This window comes from Winslowiella toletana, from assembly GCF_017875465.1.
Lineage (GTDB): Bacteria > Pseudomonadota > Gammaproteobacteria > Enterobacterales > Enterobacteriaceae > Erwinia > Erwinia toletana.
The window spans coordinates 3,547,455-3,564,422 of record NZ_JAGGMQ010000001.1 but is presented as its reverse complement, the minus strand read 5'-3'; the positions used below and the strand labels follow the sequence as shown (position 1 = coordinate 3,564,422).

Annotated in this window: 22 protein-coding genes; 16 read left to right on the top strand and 6 right to left on the bottom strand. The window is 54.3% G+C overall.

The features are described from left to right. The first annotated feature begins 166 nt into the window (after nt 1-166). Entirely contained in the window at nt 167-1,741 is a 1,575-nt protein-coding gene (locus J2125_RS16535) for an ABC transporter substrate-binding protein (protein ID WP_017800839.1), read from the top strand. A gap of 11 nt (nt 1,742-1,752) precedes the next feature. Here the strand turns inward: J2125_RS16535 and J2125_RS16530 are convergent, their stop codons facing one another. Beyond that, a complete protein-coding gene (locus tag J2125_RS16530) occupies nt 1,753-2,601 on the bottom strand; it encodes an AraC family transcriptional regulator (RefSeq protein ID WP_017800838.1) in 849 nt (282 codons plus the stop codon). 255 nt (nt 2,602-2,856) lie between these two features. After that, entirely contained in the window at nt 2,857-3,051 is a 195-nt protein-coding gene (locus tag J2125_RS16525) for a hypothetical protein (RefSeq protein WP_017800837.1), read from the bottom strand. 237 nt (nt 3,052-3,288) lie between these two features. Between J2125_RS16525 and J2125_RS16520 the strand changes: the two genes are divergently transcribed. Continuing rightward, nucleotides 3,289-3,918, top strand: coding sequence for a LysE family translocator (locus J2125_RS16520; protein WP_017800836.1), 630 nt, complete (start codon nt 3,289-3,291; stop codon nt 3,916-3,918). 47 nt (nt 3,919-3,965) lie between these two features. Here the strand turns inward: J2125_RS16520 and copM are convergent, their stop codons facing one another. Then, nucleotides 3,966-4,316 (bottom strand): CopM family metallochaperone, encoded by a 351-nt coding sequence (copM, locus tag J2125_RS16515; RefSeq protein WP_017800835.1) that lies wholly within the window; start codon nt 4,314-4,316, stop codon nt 3,966-3,968. Between the two features lie 667 nt (nt 4,317-4,983). Here copM and J2125_RS16510 point away from each other — a divergent pair. Both J2125_RS16510 and J2125_RS16505 read left to right on the top strand, forming a co-directional pair. Then, complete coding sequence (locus J2125_RS16510) at nt 4,984-5,220, top strand: hypothetical protein (RefSeq protein ID WP_017800834.1); 237 nt, start codon at nt 4,984-4,986, stop codon at nt 5,218-5,220. Between the two features lie 359 nt (nt 5,221-5,579). After that, entirely contained in the window at nt 5,580-5,750 is a 171-nt protein-coding gene (locus tag J2125_RS16505; RefSeq protein ID WP_017800833.1) for a hypothetical protein, read from the top strand. 4 nt (nt 5,751-5,754) lie between these two features. On the opposite strand, the gene J2125_RS16500 is transcribed toward J2125_RS16505, so the two are convergent. Next, complete coding sequence (locus J2125_RS16500) at nt 5,755-6,288, bottom strand: chorismate mutase (protein ID WP_100229629.1); 534 nt, start codon at nt 6,286-6,288, stop codon at nt 5,755-5,757. A gap of 238 nt (nt 6,289-6,526) precedes the next feature. On the opposite strand from J2125_RS16500, the gene J2125_RS16495 reads away from it, so the two are divergent. The 11 genes from J2125_RS16495 to J2125_RS16445 all read left to right on the top strand — a co-directional run bounded on the left by J2125_RS16495 (nt 6,527) and on the right by J2125_RS16445 (nt 15,269). After that, entirely contained in the window at nt 6,527-6,754 is a 228-nt protein-coding gene (locus J2125_RS16495) for a hypothetical protein (protein ID WP_026111654.1), read from the top strand. Between the two features lie 69 nt (nt 6,755-6,823). Next, nucleotides 6,824-7,030 carry a DUF2767 family protein gene (locus J2125_RS16490; RefSeq protein ID WP_017800830.1) on the top strand — a complete coding sequence of 69 codons (207 nt, stop codon included), beginning with the start codon at nt 6,824-6,826 and terminating at the stop codon, nt 7,028-7,030. A 129-nt stretch (nt 7,031-7,159) separates the two neighbouring features. Further along, nucleotides 7,160-7,678, top strand: coding sequence for a 2-thiouracil desulfurase family protein (locus J2125_RS16485; RefSeq protein ID WP_017800829.1), 519 nt, complete (start codon nt 7,160-7,162; stop codon nt 7,676-7,678). Nucleotides 7,679-7,763: 85 nt separating this feature from the next. After that, complete coding sequence (locus J2125_RS16480; protein WP_017800828.1) at nt 7,764-8,501, top strand: MipA/OmpV family protein; 738 nt, start codon at nt 7,764-7,766, stop codon at nt 8,499-8,501. A gap of 233 nt (nt 8,502-8,734) precedes the next feature. Continuing rightward, nucleotides 8,735-9,625 (top strand): glycine betaine ABC transporter substrate-binding protein, encoded by an 891-nt coding sequence (locus tag J2125_RS16475; protein WP_017800827.1) that lies wholly within the window; start codon nt 8,735-8,737, stop codon nt 9,623-9,625. Nucleotides 9,626-9,648: 23 nt separating this feature from the next. Next, entirely contained in the window at nt 9,649-11,196 is a 1,548-nt protein-coding gene (locus J2125_RS16470) for an HAL/PAL/TAL family ammonia-lyase (RefSeq protein WP_017800826.1), read from the top strand. Then, nucleotides 11,196-11,840 carry an ABC transporter permease gene (locus J2125_RS16465; protein ID WP_017800825.1) on the top strand — a complete coding sequence of 215 codons (645 nt, stop codon included), beginning with the start codon at nt 11,196-11,198 and terminating at the stop codon, nt 11,838-11,840. Before J2125_RS16470 ends, J2125_RS16465 begins: the two co-directional genes overlap by 1 nt. Beyond that, the gene (locus J2125_RS16460; RefSeq protein ID WP_017800824.1) at nt 11,837-12,487 is read left to right on the top strand and encodes an ABC transporter permease; all 651 of its coding nucleotides are present in this window, start codon (nt 11,837-11,839) and stop codon (nt 12,485-12,487) included. Before J2125_RS16465 ends, J2125_RS16460 begins: the two co-directional genes overlap by 4 nt. Next, nucleotides 12,487-13,440, top strand: coding sequence for an ABC transporter ATP-binding protein (locus J2125_RS16455; protein ID WP_017800823.1), 954 nt, complete (start codon nt 12,487-12,489; stop codon nt 13,438-13,440). Before J2125_RS16460 ends, J2125_RS16455 begins: the two co-directional genes overlap by 1 nt. Before the next feature lie 21 nt (nt 13,441-13,461). Further along, a complete protein-coding gene (locus tag J2125_RS16450) occupies nt 13,462-14,466 on the top strand; it encodes an ornithine cyclodeaminase family protein (RefSeq protein WP_017800822.1) in 1,005 nt (334 codons plus the stop codon). Further along, nucleotides 14,463-15,269, top strand: a complete 807-nt coding sequence (locus J2125_RS16445; protein WP_017800821.1) for a phosphate/phosphite/phosphonate ABC transporter substrate-binding protein — start codon at nt 14,463-14,465, stop codon at nt 15,267-15,269. The genes J2125_RS16450 and J2125_RS16445 overlap by 4 nt, the downstream gene beginning before the upstream one ends. A gap of 12 nt (nt 15,270-15,281) precedes the next feature. Here J2125_RS16445 and J2125_RS16440 read toward each other — a convergent pair whose 3' ends face one another. Further along, nucleotides 15,282-15,593, bottom strand: coding sequence for a hypothetical protein (locus J2125_RS16440; RefSeq protein WP_026111653.1), 312 nt, complete (start codon nt 15,591-15,593; stop codon nt 15,282-15,284). Between the two features lie 116 nt (nt 15,594-15,709). Between J2125_RS16440 and J2125_RS16435 the strand changes: the two genes are divergently transcribed. Next, on the top strand, nt 15,710-16,450 hold the full coding sequence (locus J2125_RS16435) for an SDR family oxidoreductase (protein WP_017800819.1): 741 nt from the start codon (nt 15,710-15,712) through the stop codon (nt 16,448-16,450). Between the two features lie 111 nt (nt 16,451-16,561). Here the strand turns inward: J2125_RS16435 and J2125_RS16430 are convergent, their stop codons facing one another. Continuing rightward, nucleotides 16,562-16,774 (bottom strand): YdgH/BhsA/McbA-like domain containing protein, encoded by a 213-nt coding sequence (locus tag J2125_RS16430; RefSeq protein ID WP_017800818.1) that lies wholly within the window; start codon nt 16,772-16,774, stop codon nt 16,562-16,564. Nucleotides 16,775-16,968 lie beyond the last annotated feature (194 nt).

Sequence of the window (16,968 nt, the reverse complement as noted above, 5' to 3'; positions counted from 1 at the left end):
GGCGAGAACGCCGCCCCTACAGGATCATATTTTAATCCCGCCCGGTTAATTATAAATCCTTGATCTGGCTATAGTCTGAAAGCGGGATACCATAGTCTGAAGTGATATTTCCAACGCCCAGTTTGCCCCCTATAGTCCTGATATCCCCCCTCATCAGGATCATCAAATGCGTAAACTTCTGCCCGTCGCCATCGCCAGTGCATTAACTTTTACCGCTGCTGTCCATGCGGCGACGCCCGCCGACACTTTAGTTGTGGCAATCCCACTTGATGGCATTATCAGTTTCGATCCGGCAGAGAGCTTTGAAACCGTCAGTACCAGCAGCCTGACCGATCTCTATCAGGGGCTGGTGGCGTCGGATCGCAATAATCCGCGTCAGCTGGTAGCGGAACTGGCAACCGGCTGGCAACCCGGCAGCAGCGAACACAGCCTGGTATTTAATCTGAAGCCAGGCAGTCGCTTTGCCAGTGGCAATGCCATCACCGCCGACGACGTTATCTGGTCACTGACGCGAGTGGTAAAGCTGAATAAAACCCCGGCGTTTATCCTTGGCGAATTAGGCTGGACGCCAGAAAATATCGACACGCAGTTCACGCGTATCAGCGATGACAAAGTGGAATTACGCTGGGTTTCGCCAATTGGCAGCGATCTGGCGCTGCGTCTGCTGACCGCGCCGGTGGCATCGATTGTCGACAGCAAACTGGTACAGCAGCATGCCAGAGATAACGATTTTGGTAACGGCTGGCTGCGCACCCGCTCCGCTGGCAGCGCCGCTTACAGCATTCGCAACTATGTTCCGCAGCAGGCGCTGGTGCTGGAACAGAATCCGCAGGCCCGTCCCGCGCCGAAACTGAAACGGGTGATTCTGAAAGGGGTGGCCGATCCCGGCTCGCGACGTTTGCTGCTGGAACAGGGTGATGCCGATGTCGCCTATGAACTGGGTGCCGATCAGTTTGATGCGATTAAAAATCATCCCGGCATTAAAGTTTCCGCCTTCCCTTCCAGTCTGATCTACTATCTGGGTTTTAACACCCAGGACAAACAGCAACCGGCGCTGGGCAATCCGGCACTCTGGCAGGCCGCACGCTGGCTGGTGGATTATGACAGCCTGTCTGGTGAGTTACTGAAGGGACAGTATCAGGTGCACCAGGCGTTTCTGCCGCAGGGCTTTGACGGCGCATTAACCGATCAGCCATTTAAACTGGATGTCGCCAAAGCGAAGAGTATCCTGCAACAGGCTGGCATTAAGCCCGGCACCCGTTTCTCCCTGACTATTGTCAATCAGCCGCCGTACACTGATGTGGCGCAGGCGTTGCAGGCCAGCTTTGCTAAAGCGGATATCAATATAGATATTCAGCCAGTGGCAGAATCAGAACTGTGGAGCAAAATGCGCGGACGTAATTTCCAGTCGATCTTTATCTACTGGGGAGCGGACTATGTCGATCCCAATACCAATGCCAGCACCTTTGCCTTGAATGTACCCGGTGGTCCGAAAACCCTCGCCTGGCGTGTTGGCTGGGAGATCCCCAAACTCAGCGCGCAGACCCGCGCCGCAGCGGCGGAGAGTGATGTGCAGAAGCGCCAGGCGCTGTATGTCGAGCTGCAAAAAGAGATTCAGCACAACTCGCCGTATGTGGTGACCTTGCAGGGGCAAAAACTGGTGGGTCTGCGCGATAATGTTAAAGGCGCACAACAGGGGATTGGCACCAGCATGCTTTACTACGATCAGGTCAGTAAGTAACTCCGCTGCCGCTAAACGCCATCATCCTGATGGCGTTTACGGTATTTAAGCGGCGTATCGCCAATCATCTTTTTAAAGCAGGTAATAAAATAGGAGGTATCGGCAAAGCCGGTCTGCTCTGCTATCGCCTCCACCGGCAGCTCTTCGCTGCGCAACCAGGCACACGCCTGCCACAAGCGGCGCATCAACAGATAATCCTGAATCAACCCTCCGGTCTCCTGTTTGAAGCTGCGGGAGATATAACTGCGCGATAAATTAAGCGACAGCGCCAGCGCCGCGAGACTAAATTTATGCGCGTAATTTTCCTCAACCCATAACATCACACGCGTGGAAATACTGTCATCGCGCGGCTCCCGGTTCACGGCATATTCCGGCAAAAAATTCAGCAGCTGTAACACCAGGCAGGCGCTGTCCGGCAGATTAAATGGACGGCTGTCAAAAATGCGCTGATAAACGCTGAATAACTGTTCGAGACCGTGCTGATATTCACTTAAATCATAGACGGTAGCGGCGCCGTGCTGATGACAAAGGCGCTGTAAACGGGCGCGCTGATGCGGAAAATCACGCAAGAAATTGATCAGAATGGCGCTGTCCAGATGGATCAAGGTGCGCCGGTAGCTGGCAAGATCGCGCTCATCAACCAGCACCTTATGCAGTTTATAGGGTGGAAAGATAAACAGCCGACCAGGACGCAACGCATATTGCTGATTATCAACAATAATAGTGCCATAGCCCTGTTCGACCAGGAGAATTTCCAGCCACTGATGCCAGTGGTGAGAACAGGTTTTATCCCCAATGCGGCGCGTAATTAAGAATGCGCGATCCGTTACAGAATGGTGCTCAATGGTTGCCATCGTCATGTGGTTTACCCGCTGATAGTGGCTATTTTTCGCGGAAAAATTTAAACCGCTGTTTTATTTTGTATTACCATAAATTTTATTGAGCAACGCTATTGTGATAACGCTAACACTTTAACGTCAGTGCGGCCATCAAGAGGGAAAGATTGCCAATCCGAAAGTCGGATTACATCGTTTCTGGAATGAATAACATCTATAAGAACTAAATAGCGCTAAAAAGAGGCGAATGGCGAACGGGCATCCCTGCCACGCATGCCGTTAAGAGATGGCGGAATCAGAGTTGTGTTTATGTTTGTCCGATTCAAAATGCGTTTTAAACTGTTCGTAAATAGAGATCATATTTGACGCATCGCCCTGCAATGGGCTGAGTTTACCGGCGCGAACCAGTTCAATCACCAGCTGCAACGCTGCCTGCTTAGGACTGCTGGATGGATGTGCAATTTCGTTAGACATAGTGTTTCCACAAAGGTGTAAAACGCCAACTTTAACAACTTTAGCCTCCGCCCGTTACCCTTTTCCCGCGGGCGGGGGCACTTGTGCAGAAATAAGCGGCGAATCACCCGGAACTAAACAGGCTTTATTCTGAAACTTTCCGTTCCAGTTGCCCCATTCTGTTCACCTTTATCCCGTGGATTACGTTAAATTTGCGCTAAGTCCCATCTTAACGTGCCAACCTGACAGGAGTATGTGATGGATAGTAGCCTGATTGCGTTTTTATCAATTTGTGGAGTCATTGCGGTAGGTTCGATGTCACCCGGCCCCAGCTTTTTGCTGGTCGCCAAAACCGCCATGTCAGAGAGTCGTCGCTGCGGGGTATTTACCGCGTTAGGGATGAGTACCGGCTGTGCGCTGTTCGCGCTGGCAGCGATTATGGGGTTACAGTCGATTTTACTGACGGTTCCGTGGCTGTTCTGGCTGTTGAAGATTGCCGGTGGCCTCTATCTGTTGTATCTGGCGTATCAGATGATTATCAACGCCCGTCGGCCACTCGAACTGGAGACTGGCGCATCGAACGGCTATAGCGCCGCCCGCGGCTTTCGTCTTGGCCTGCTGACGCAGATCAGCAATCCGCAAACCGCGCTGGTTTTCGGCAGTATATTCGCTGCTTTTCTCAGCCACCAGTATCCTGTCTGGATCAATATTGCGCTGCCAGTCGCTTCTTTCGCCATCGACTTTGCCTGGTATCTGTTTGTGGTTATGGTGCTTTCCGCCACCGCGCCACGTAGCGCTTATCTGCGTTTTAAAAAGCGGCTCGATACCCTTGGCGGTGGCCTGATGGCGTTGCTGGGGATTAAATTAATCGTCAGTCAGTCATCCTGATACACGCCATCTCTCCCGCCGCCGCTGCGGCGGCGGGACTCGGCGGACTATCGCTTCTGCTGTTTTAGCCAGCGCTGCATACGGTCGATCTCCGGCTGTTGCGCGGCGATAATTTCCTGCGCCAGTTTACGCATTTCAGGGTCTTTACCATATTTCAGCTCGGTTTTCGCCATATCAATCGCTCCCTGATGGTGCGCCGTCATCCCCTGAGCAAAAGCGACATCAGGATTGTCCGACTGCATCCCCTGCATCATATCGCCATGCATCTTATCCATGCCGCTCTGATAACTCTGCTGGGCGGCGCTCTCTTTTGCGTGGTCCATATGCATCGTCTCCGCTGCCAGCACGCTTAATGGCGCCAGCAACGCAATCAGCAGGAAAGGTTTTATCTTGTTCATTGGATTTCCTCATCACTCAGATAACCTCAGAGATCTGAAGGGTAAACCCTCCCCTTACGGTAAGGTCAAGCGTGGTTCGCTGACGCCAGAAATGACTAAGCCCGCGGGTGGCGGGCTTTAAGGGTTGAACTTCATCAGTTTTCCAGACTTCGTTGCAGTATCGACGCTGACGTCAGGGGTTTACTGCAGTGGTTAGATGCCGCCCCGCAGGGATGAAGATGGCGCTGATACAGATATTGTCCTGCCAGTGCCAGTACACTCAGGTTATTGCTGATGTAATCCTCGCATTTGTTTACCGGAATTCCAAAATAGCACCATCAGGCGCAAATAACTGTTCGATTATTTCTGGTCTGTGACCCGGAAACTTCTTAAAAACCGAGTTTTACCGGAAACTTTAGCATTAGGATTTTACTTCAACTATTAACGGCCTCAAAATAGGCACAGGTTGATAAGGCATTTTGTCGGGATCGTCGCCGGTTTGGGGCAGTTTCTGAAAAACAGTTTTAAAAAGCGTGATCTGTTAGACAATTATTAGATTGACCGATTCAGGTTGTTCGCAATAGTTTTACACTTGCAGTACCAATAATTAGCAAACTTATTTTGATAGCGTTTAGCTGGCTATCTGGTACCCGGTAATCTCTTACGGTGTGTTAAAAGGATGTGCAAAATGAAATGCCCACAGGTATGGCATACAACCAACCTGCCCGCTATGGCAATGGCAGCAATACTGCTCTCACCGCTCGCGATGGCAGAAACGGTTACAGTTTCACTCTCGCAGGAACAGGATGGCGGCGACATGGGTCGTGCCTGCATCTATGTACATCAGGGTAAAGCAGAATTCCGTATGGTAAAGGCGGGTGAGCAGTGTGCTCCCAATATCACCATTGATAACAATAAAGCCTGATCGCTAATAAGCCGCTGTAAATAGTCAACAAAAATCACTCAGCAGATAATCTGCCGGGGGATACTGTTGACTTTTTTTTGCCTGATGTCTCTTAGATGATGGGCAAAAACGGAGTTAAATAAAATTAATGAATTAATCAATTCATTATTATTTCTGCTAATCTTTTTCGCCGATAATGGCAAAAATATATTTCACGCGGTCAATATTTTCACCGCTTCAGCTGAAAAGCATACGTTGGTTTTACTCATCTTTTCCTCCAACTGCTGCGTCTGACACGCAGTTGCCGCTTCGCTCGGCTATACTTAAACCCTGAAGACGGAGAGTCTCCCTCTTCAGGGACCGTCGTTTAAGGAGGGGATATGTTAATTGGCTTTGTACTATTAGTCAGCGCCTGCGGCTACGATGCCTGCGACGCGCTGCCGGTATCAGAACATATCTACCCTACCCTTGAATCTTGTCAGCGGATGGCAGAAAGGATTCATCAGCGACGCCCGCAGGCAGTGCTGCTGTGCGGCGAGGTCTGGCGTTAGCGCGCTATTTTAATGACACCTGTTTCAGGGTATCAAAAAGCATCGCTTTATCAGGTTCGGCGATGTTATGTTGCGAGATCAGCATATTAAATGCCGGCCTGTCCTCCTCACGCACACGGTCTCCGGACTTCAGCATCTGCGCCAGATGGCGGAGGATGTCCGTACTAAGCATTGAAATTTTTTCCCGCACCACCGGTAAGGGTAATGGCGTCCATTTCTCTTCCGGCATTGACAGCCAGTCAGCGCGATAACGATATTGTATCGCTTTGGCCACATCCATCTGTGCCGTAATAAAGGGCTTAACCGACTGTGGTTGCAGATCAAGGCCCTCAGCACTATTCAGAGTCAGCGAGAGCACCCGTGACTCCTGCGTCAAATCCTCAATTGCCTGATGATGCCTGGCTTTATAACCGGCAACATCTTTCATCCAGCCAAGACGCTGATTTACATGCTCAAAAAGTTGGGTTTTATCATTAGCCTGCGCCATTGGCAGCAGCATCGGGGTCAAAAACAGCGCCAGTACTCCGTATCGTGTCATCATTGCGATCCTCATCCTTAGGAAATCGAGGTAGTTTAGCACAGAAACTATTTAGTATGTTTTCTGCATATTTTTCTCCGCCAGTAACGCACTATTTTTTGTTACCCCTGTCCCATAAAGCAGGAGTAAACTGGTGGATTAGGGTGTATTCAAGTGTTGCCGGTTGAAACCCAGCGTGTGACAGGTCAAAATATAGGCTATTTTTTTACTATACCCTCAGCTCAACATAGTTGCCCCGATGAAAACGCCCAAGCCGCGTCGTCCCAATGGTCGATGGATTTACTACATACTTTACGATGGCATTTTATGGCCCTGCCCGGTGCGCTGGGAGTGGGAAAATGGCTACGGCGGCTGGCTGCCCTTTTATTACTCCCCTACCTTCGAATTTGTGGCTGGCGACCCGGAAAAAGCCCACCGGGTGTCAAGAAGCGCCAGTAAAGCGCGCGAAGCGGAACGCGTTCATTAGCAACGGAATGCCACCAGACTGGCGGCATGTACAAAAGCGTGCCAGGTTGTGTAGAAAGGAGGTGTTGCGATGAAACGTGATGTGTTGAGTGAAGAGTATTATGACGAAGTGTGCCGGGTGATTGGTGATGCGGTTATCGTGCTGGCGGAGAGCGGCCGTGATACGCAGCGCTCGGTGCTGGCTGAGTTGCTGAAGAAGACCCGACTTAAACGCGGTGACAGCGAGCGCGATGAACAGAAAGTGCTGGAACACGCCATCAGGCTGATAAAACCCTAATCTCCGCGATAATCCGAACCCGGCCGCAGGCTGGGTTTGTTTAATTGTTCTTATATGATACCCCCATTTCTCGCCTTGCGTAACATTGAATGCCAGGATAAAAAATCTTAGCCTTCAGGTGGCGCAGCAATGCAAAAAATCCTTCTCAGCGCCTGTCTCGCCGGTTTTCCGGTGCGCTATAACGGCTCGGCAAAAACACTGGTCAGTCAATATATCGCCCGCTGGCAGCGACAAAACCGCTTTGTGGTGTTCTGCCCGGAACTGGCTGCGGGTTTTCAGACGCCGCGTCCGGCGGCAGAGATCCAGTCCTCCGCCCGTGGTTATGGCGTGATTAACGATGGCGCAACGGTGCGTGAAGCCAGCGGTGATGACGTCACCGAGCGCTATATTTTAGCCGCCTGGCTGACGCTGGAGATGGCGCAACAGCATAACTGTCAGTTTGCCATTCTTACCGAAGGCAGCCCGTCATGCGGCAGCAGGATGATTTACAGCGGTGGCTTTAACGGCGGTCAAATCGCCGGTCAGGGCGTGACTACAGAACTGTTGACCCGCCATGGCATTGAAGTCTACTCAGAATTAACTCTCGCGGCGCTATGTGACCGCCTCCGCCATGAAGAGTCCGGCGATATCCCCTGCCTTATGCGCTAACCCTGCGAGCGGCGTCACTTTAACTAACCACGCTTACGCGAGTAATATCTGAGTCATTCCCTGCGGTCCGCAACAGGTGAACACCATGGAATGCAAACCGTTACTCTTTAGTTTGATGCTATTTATTACGGCGCCACTGTCGGCAAAAGACTTAGCGCTGGCGCTGGATAATGAGTGGCAAATCAACCCGTATCGCGCTACGCGGGTCAATTATTTCCCTTTTCCCCTGCTGAGCTGGAACGACCAGCATCTGTATATTGATGGCGATGAAGCCGGGCTGCTGGCGTGGAAAGATGCAGCCAATGAGCTAAAAATCAAAGGATTATGGTTTGACCGCAGCTACGACCGCCGCAATGGCAAAGGGCCGCAGATGCAGCAGCTGAATAATCGCCGCACCACTCTGATGGCTGGCGTCAGCTATCAGCGGATTACCCCGTATGGCGCGCTGTCTGGCCAGCTGGCGGCAGATACCCTCGGTCAGAGCAATGGTCTGCTGGCGACGGTGTCATGGACCGGCTATCTGCAAAGCGGCCAGCTGGCATGGATTCCGGCGCTCGGCATCGACTGGGAGGATGCGCGGCAAACGCGCTATTACTATGGCATTGATGATAATGAGTCCCGTCGCAGCGGATTAAGCCGCTACCGTCCCGGCGCCAGCCTGACGCCCTGGCTACAGCTGGCGCTCGACTACCGCTTCAGCGCCCGCTGGGAAGGCTTTATCTCCACGCGGCTTAACCTGCATGATGATCAGGTACGCAACAGCCCCATGGTGGAAAAATCGCTGAGCTATGTGATTGACCTCGGTGTTAATTATCACTTTTAACCCACAGGTGCGTTCATAAAGATATAGCTTATCGCGAAAACGAATTTCACCCGCCCCCGGCTTTTGCTCTACTTTGAACACTCTCTGTGCATCTTACTGGTGCATTTTTGTCCTGACGTTCGACCTGATTCCCGCCGGAAAAAACTGAGGTGATTGATTATTAATCACTATTTTTTTGGCATAAATATTGTATATACATGTCTATTCACAATAACTCTACGCTGGGGAAAGCAATGCGCATAACAACCATCAGGCAGGTTCTGTTATTAATGGCAGGATTAACGGCATTTGCGCCCGCCAGTCAGGCGGCGGATATCATCGTCGGCAGCAAAAGCTTTACCGAACAATATATTCTGGCGGAGATCTACGCCTCAGCGCTGGAGCAGGCCGGGATGCCGGTGGAGCGCAAAATTAACCTTGGCGGCACCTTAATTGCGCAAGCGGCGCTGTTAAAAGGCGATATTGATCTGTACCCGGAGTACACCGGCACCGCACTCAGTGCGGTGGTGAAAGGTGAACTCTCTTCCGATCCGGATAAAGTTTATCAGCAGGTAAAAAGCGTCTATGCGCAAAAATACCAGCTGACCTGGCTGGCGCCTGCCAGACTGAATAATGGTTATGCCTTACTGGTCAGCAAAGCGCTGGCAGAAAAGTATCAGCTGAAAACCCTGTCCGATCTGGCAAAAGTCGCCCCGCAGCTGACCATTGGCGCGGGCGCTGAGTTTGGCGATCGTCAGGATGGTCTGAAAGGCCTGCAGCAGGTTTACGGCATCAAATTTAAATCGTTCCGCCAGTTTGCCAAAGTGGGTCTGCGTTACGATGCGCTGGCCGCCGGACAAATTGATGTGGCGAACGGTTTCGCCACCGACTGGCAGATTGCTGACGGACAGTATGTCTCGCTGGCCGACGACAAACATCTGTTCCCGCCTTACTTCGTCGCCCCGGTAGTTCGTGACCAGACGCTGAAAGCGCATCCGGATGCCGCAGCGGTGCTGAATAAAGTCAGTGCGCTGCTGGATAACGCCACCATGCAGAAACTCAATGCCGCAGTAGAGAAAGATAAAGAAGAGCCAGCTGATGTCGCAGCAGCATTTTTGCGCGAAAAAGGCATTGTGAAATCGTAACTGACCCAATTTGAAGAGGGGCTATGACCTTAACTCTCGGTGATCACACCGCGTTAAGCCTGGCGATGCTGGTAAAGGTCGCCCGGGAAGATTATCCGGTGGCATTCAGCCCGGCGGCGCAGCAGCGTATCGAGCAGGGGTACGCCTTCCTTTATCAACGTATTGCATCCGGCGAGCAAATCTACGGCGTCACCACCGGCCTTGGCGCCGGTGTGGATACCGCCGTACTGCATGGTGACGATGGTCAGCAGGATATCGCCCGCTTACAGCAGATCCAGCAGCGTATTCCGCTGGCGCGCGCCGTAGGTGTGGGCCAGCTGGCGACCCGCGATCAGGTGCGGGCGATGATGCTGGCGCGGCTTGCCGGGCTGGCTGCCGGTTATTCCGGTATTTCACCGGCCAGCGCCACGGCGCTGTTACAGCTGCTGAATCATGGCGTACATCCGCAGGTTCCGTTAATCGGCTCCATCGGCGAGGCCGATCTCGCGCCGCTGGCGCATATCGGCCAGGCGCTTACTGGTCAGGGGGAAGCAGAATATCAGGGTGAAGTCAGTGCGATCGCTGCGCTGGCGAAAACTGTCGGCTTTACCCTGCCATTAATGAGCGGTAAAGACGGACTGGCGCTGGTGTCATCGAATGCAGCCAGCGTCGGACTTGCCGCGCTGGTACTCAGCGATATCGCGCAGTTAATCAATGCACACACCGGGGCGATTGCCCTGTCATTTGAAGCGTTCCGCGCCAATATTTCCCCGCTGTCAATCTGGGCCAGCCATATTCGCCCGCTGCCGGGAGGCGCGCAGAGCGCCGCTCATCTGTTGTCACTGCTGACGGGTGGCACGCTGGTGCAAGCCGGTGGCGCACGACTGTTGCAGGACCCATTAAGTTTCCGTTGCGCCGCATCGGTGCTGGCCAGCGTGCAGCAGGCGTTTAACCATGCCAGAGAGGCTACCGAACTGGAGCTGAACAGCGCCGATGACAATCCGGCGCTGATTGCCAGCGCCGATCTGGTGTTAGCCAACGCCAATTTCGATGCCACTCATCTGGCGCTGGCATTTGAAGCGCTGGGTCTGGCACTGGCGCGCCAGGCCAGCTGTGCCGCTGAACGCATGATGAAACTGATGTCCGCCAGCGCCAGCGGACTGCCGCGCTTCCTGACGCCGCACAGTGGCCAGACCGGCTTTGCCACGCTGCAAAAAACTATCTCCGCCCTCACCAGCGATATTGTGCATCACGCCAGTCCGATGTCGGCCATCACCATTCCGGTGGCCGATCGGGTGGAGGATTACGCCGCACAGTCGATGGCGATCGTCACTAAAACCGCACGGCTGGTTGAGAGTCTGCGCTACCTGGTGGCGATTGAACTGCTGGTGGCCGCACAGGCGGTGGACCTGCGCGCATTACCGGTCAGCGATCTGGGTAGCGGCAGCGCTGCTATCTGGCGACGGGTACGGACGCTGGTCGCGCCGCTGGATGAGGATCGCTCTTCAGCGGCAGATATTGCCCGGCTGGCCAGCGCGATTCGCACGCCAGACTGGCTGAGTGCCGACGAGCAACTTCTGGAGACTGACTGATGCGCTGGGCGCCGAAACACCTTGATGATATTGCCCTCGCCTTGTGGCAACACCTCTATCTGGTCGGCATCTCACTGGGCTGCGCCTTTGTGATTGCGATGATCCTCGGCATCTGGAGCGCGCGCCGGCCAAAAACCTATGCGCTGGTGCTGACCTTTACCGGCATGCTGTTTTCAATCCCCAGTCTGGCGCTGTTTGCGCTGTTTATTCCATGGCTGGGCATCGGCGTACTGCCCGCCATTGTCGGCCTGACCGCCTATGCGCTGATGATCCTGGTGCGCAATATCGCCACCGGCTTTCATGCCATTGCGCCTGAGGTGCTGGATGCGGCGCACGGCATGGGTTACGGCTACTGGCGTCGGCTGTGGGAAATTGAACTGCCGCTGGCGCTGCCGTTTATTATCACCGGCTTGCGCATCGCGGCCACCACCCTGATTGGTATCGCCACGGTCGCCGCCTATATTAATGCCGGTGGACTGGGCACGATTATTTTTGCCGGGCTGGATCAGCGCTATCCGGAAAAGATCCTGACTGGCGGCGGCCTGACGTCGCTGCTGGCGATTGGCGTCGATACCCTGTTTCTGCTGTTGCAGCGCCGTATGGCGCGTCGTCGCCCGCAGATCAGCCTGGAGGCTAGCGCATGATTTTTATCGACGCATGGCGCTGGATCATCGCCAATCCGCAGCAGTTCTTTGACGCGCTGCAACAACATCTGGTGATGTGTGGACTGGCGCTGCTGTTTTCCCTGCTGCTGGCGCTGCCGGTTGGCGTCAGGGTCGCCGCTTCGCCGCGCGCTACCTTTATCGCCACCAATATTGCCAGCACGCTGCGCACCATTCCCAGCCTGGCGATCCTCGCCGCCGCGCTGCCGTTTCTCGGTATTGGCCTGCTGCCGTCCGTGGTGGCGTTGGTGATCCTCGCGCTGCCGCCGATCCTGCTAAATACCTGCACCAGTATTCAGTCAGTCGATAAAGACACCCTCTCCGCCGCACAAGGCATGGGACTGACGCGTGGGCAAATCACCCGCCAGGTCATTCTGCCGCTGGCTGCGCCGGGGATCCTCGCGGGTGTACGTACCGCGGCGGTGCAGGTGATTGGCGGTGCGGCGCTGGCCTCGTTTATCGGTGGCGGCGGGCTGGGCGACTTCGTTACCACCGGTATCGCGATTATGGATATGTCGCGTCTGCTGGTCGGCGCGGTGCCGATTATTCTGCTGGCGATTGGCGCCGAATTGCTGTTTGCCGCCATCGAAAAGAGCTGGTTCAAACATGTTCCGAAAGGGAATGCCTGATGATTAAACTGGAAAATATCACCAAAATTTATCCCGGCACCACGCAGAAAGCGCTGTATAACCTGACGCTGGAGATCCCGGAAGGCTCCACCACCGCACTGATCGGCCCCTCCGGCTGCGGCAAAACCACTGCCTTGCGGCTGATTAACCGGCTGGAAGACGCCACTGAGGGGCGGGTGTGGGTTAATGGTGAAGATATCACCACCGTCGATCCGGTGCAGCTGCGCCGCCATATCGGCTATGTGATCCAGAATGTGGGTCTGTTTCCGCATATGCATGTGGCGGACAACATCGCTACCGTGCCGCGCCTGCTGGGCTGGGATCGGCGCAAAACCGATGCGCGCATCGATGAACTGCTGCATCTGGTCGGGCTGGATCCGGCGCGCGATCGTCAGCGTTATCCGGCAGAACTCTCCGGTGGACAGCGCCAGCGTGTGGGGGTTGCGCGCGCGCTGGCCGCCGATCCGCCGGTAATGCTAATGGATGAACCCTTTGGCGCGATCGATCCACTGGTGCGTGGCCGTCTGCAACTGGAATTTAAGCAGATTCTGCAACGGGTGAAAAAGACGGTGGTGATTGTCACCCATGACCTTGATGAAGCGATCAAAATGGGCGACCGCATCGCGATTATGCGCAGTGGCAAGCTATGCCAGTACGACACGCCAGCAGCCATTCTCAGCCATCCTGCCGACGATTTTGTCACCGCCTTTATTGGCAACGATGCCGCGCTGAAACTGCTGGCGTTGACAGCGGTAAGCGAGGCGATGACGCCAGTCGCGCAAAGCGCCTTTTCACTGGCGGTGAAAGCCGATGCCAGCCTGAAAGAGGTTCTGTCACTGATGCTGGCCCACGACGCGCCCGGAGTAAAAGTTACCGATGACCATCACCAGTTGCTGGGAGAACTTAATCGCCAGCAGCTATTCACTTACCAGCAAACATTGCTTGTGGCCTGAGCGCCAGACTAAGGGAAAGAGATGACTGAACAGGTCAATATCAGCTACCTCAACGGACCAGATATTCAACAGCTGGCAATGAGCGACAGCGAAATTCTCGCCGCCGTCGAAGCCGGACTGCTGGCGCAGGGCAACCATCAGACGGTGATTGAACCGCGCGTGCATCTGATCCCTGATCCGGCATTTAACGGCCACTTTAATGTGCTGCGCGGCTATATTGCGCCGCTGAATCTGGCCGGGGTAAAAGTGGTCGGCGATTACGTCAATAACTACAAGCTGGGTCTGCCGTCAGAGATGGCGATGCTGAATTTATTTAATCCGCAAACCGGTATGCCGGTGGCGATCCTCGATGCTTCGGCAATTACCGATATGCGTACCGGCGCCATCACCGCGCTTGGCGCCCGCCATCTGGCGCGCAAAAACAGTAAAGTTCTGGCGCATATTGGCGCCCGCGGCACCGCTTACTGGAATGTCCGCCTGCTGGATAGCCTGTATGACTTTGATGAGATCCGCGTTCACTCACGCCGGGCGGAGAGCCGTGAAGCCTTTGCCCGTCGGCTGGAGCAGGATCTGGGTAAAAAGATTATCGTCACCGACGACTGGGAAAGCTGCGTGCGCGATGCGGATATCGTGGTGGAAGCCTCGCGGCTGGAAAAACCAACGCCCATGCTGAAGACCGCGTGGATCAAACCCGGCGCGCTGGTGATCCCCTATGGCACCATGAGCGCAGTCGAACTGTCGCTGACCGACATTATGGCTAAAATGGTGGTTGATGACTGGGGTCAGTGCAAAGGCGGCATGTTTGGTTCGCTGCGCGCCCATGTTGAAGCCGGAAAGCTGAGTGAAACCACGCTGCACGGCGAACTGGGGCAGATTGTCGCCGGGATAAAAAGCGGACGCGAACGCGATGATGAAACCATTCTGTTCTGGCATCGCGGCCTGTCGCTGAGTGATATCGCCCTTGGTCATGCGATGCTGGAAAAAGCGCAAAAGCTGGGCATTGGCCAGACGTTACGCTACGCATGATCGCTAACGCACGGATGTACTCAGTCACTGCGACGGCGGCGGCAAACTGGAAGAAGCTGCTGCAGGAGGTGTATCGCCGGGCAAATGTCAGCGGCGATGTGATCGACTATCCGGCCCCGGCGCCGCTGGAGGCCCTGTGGCAGCGCGCGGATCTGGCGGGGGTGTTGATGTGCGGCCTGCCGTTTTCCCTTGGGCTGTTTCCGGTGGTGGCGCTGGCCACGCCGGTTCCGTTGCATTCGCTGGCGGACGGTGCTGGCAGCTATCGCAGCCGTTTAATTGTGGCAAAAGATGCACCTTATCAGCATCTGGCGGAAACCTTTGGTCAGCGGCTGGCGTTTACCAACCCGGAGTCGCACTCTGGTTACAGCGCCCTGCGTTTTCATCTGCTGCGCTGGCTGACGCCCGGCCAGCAGCGACTGTATCGCGAAACCGTCGGGCCGCTGATTACGCCACGGCGGGTAGTGGAAACCATTGCCAGCGGACTGGCGGATATCGGCCCGGTAGATAGCTATGCTTTTGAGCTGTTAGCGCGCGATGAACCTGAGCTGATGCAGCAAGTGCGGGTCATTGATCAAACGCAACCGGCGCCAATGCCGCTGCTGGTCGCTTCCGCCAGCCTGGATCCGACTACGCTGGCAACATTACAGCGCGCCTTTGTCGAACTGCACTATGACAGCCGCGTCAGCGAACTGCTGGCAGCGTTACAGTTGCAGGGATTTATGGCGCCGCCAGCGGATCATTATCAGCTGCTGGCGCAGCGCGCAGCGGCGGCGCGACAGGCGGGTTATGGTGTTTTGCAGTAACCACGCGGCAGGCTACAAGGCCGTTACGCTGCTAACCTGATGCTGAAATACATAGGGATCGGACAGCAATTCGAATTGCTCATCGTCCGCATATGTCACTGCAATATGGTAGTTTTCCCCGGCGAAGGCTTTAACTGCATCAATATCCACCCAGTATGTCGCCAGAAAAAAGTGCTCCCACTGCTGCTGAGTTTCACGACGTACTAAAGCAGCCAGATTTCCGGCGATCCCCTCAGCATGCTGTACACCAGTAAGCTGTAAATGTGCGGCAAATCCTTCAGCATGTTTCAGCGGTACGCAACCATGCCATGTTCTGACTATCATATTAAGCATCCTGTTGTTATCCATTAGATTTTGACCTTAACATTTTTATTTCCTTAAGGGACACCACAAATTTTATCCGCTGAATAATTGTCCCTGAACGCTAAAAAGAGGTAAGCATGGCAAGATTTACAGATAAACGCATACTGATTACCGGCGGCACCAGTGGTATGGGACTGGCTGGCGCTTTACGTATCAGTAAAGAAGGCGGAAAAGTCGCCATCACCGGATTAAATGCTGCCCGCCTGCAACAAGCGCAACAGCAACTGCCCGATGACGCTTTGATCCTGCATAACGATGCAGCGCAGGAGAATAGCCCCGAGGCGCTGGCTGACGCTTTACTGTCATGGGGGACGCTGGATGGTTTGTGGCTGAATGCGGGTTTTGCCGAGGTCGGCACGCCAGAAGAGGTCACGGCAGAGGCCTTTAATCATATGATGAATGCCAATGTCAGAGGTCCGATGCTGCAGCTGGCGAAGCTTTCCCCTCTGCTGAAACCCGGCGCTTCGGTTGTGCTCACCTCCTCCTCTTCAACCTATGAAGGCGCAGCAATGACCAGCCTGTATGCCGCCACCAAAGGCGCAGTGGTGGCGATGGCGCGCAGCTGGGCGGCGGCGCTGGCCACAAGAGAAATCAGGGTTAATGTGCTGATACCCGGTCCGATTGAGACCAACTTCCGCCACTTTATGCCCGAAGAAGCACGCCAGCAGTTTGAGGATTTTGTCGTCAGCCAGGTGCCGCTACGCCGGGTCGGCACCGCTGATGAAGCCGCGGCGGTGGCGCTGTTTCTGTTATCTGATGATGCTTCTTATGTCACCGGCAGCCAGTATGCGGTTGATGGCGGTCTGTTGCGCTATTAACCAGTGCCGCCACCTCTGCAATTAGCACTGCATAGCAAGCCGATGATTCAGCACAGCTAAGCCACAAACGCAAAAAGGGAGCCTGAGGCTCCCTTTTGTTATTCAGCAGACTTATTTAATCAGGTCAGCCGTCATATAGACATAGTTGCCGTTGCTGGCGCTGGTGATTTTATAAGATGAAGCACCGGCTGCCTGCGCTTTCGCGGCAATACGCGCTTCCGCGCTGTCGAGGTGGCTACCGGTGGCGCTCACGCTTTGAGCAAAGCTGCCGAAAGATACGGTAGCAAGGGCGATAACTGCAACAAAAGTTTTGATCGATTTCATGATTTAATTCCTTCAGGTTTTTGACTGGGAGAAGGCTGCTTGTCTTCGATAAAACAATAGTAACGCCCGCAGGCAATGTTTGATAGCGGAGCTATTTGCTTATCTTTGTCAAAAATACTGATTAAAAAACCTACCTGGAAAATCCATCCCCCTCAAGTCATCCTGTGCAATGCCGATAATCATAATGTAGCCGC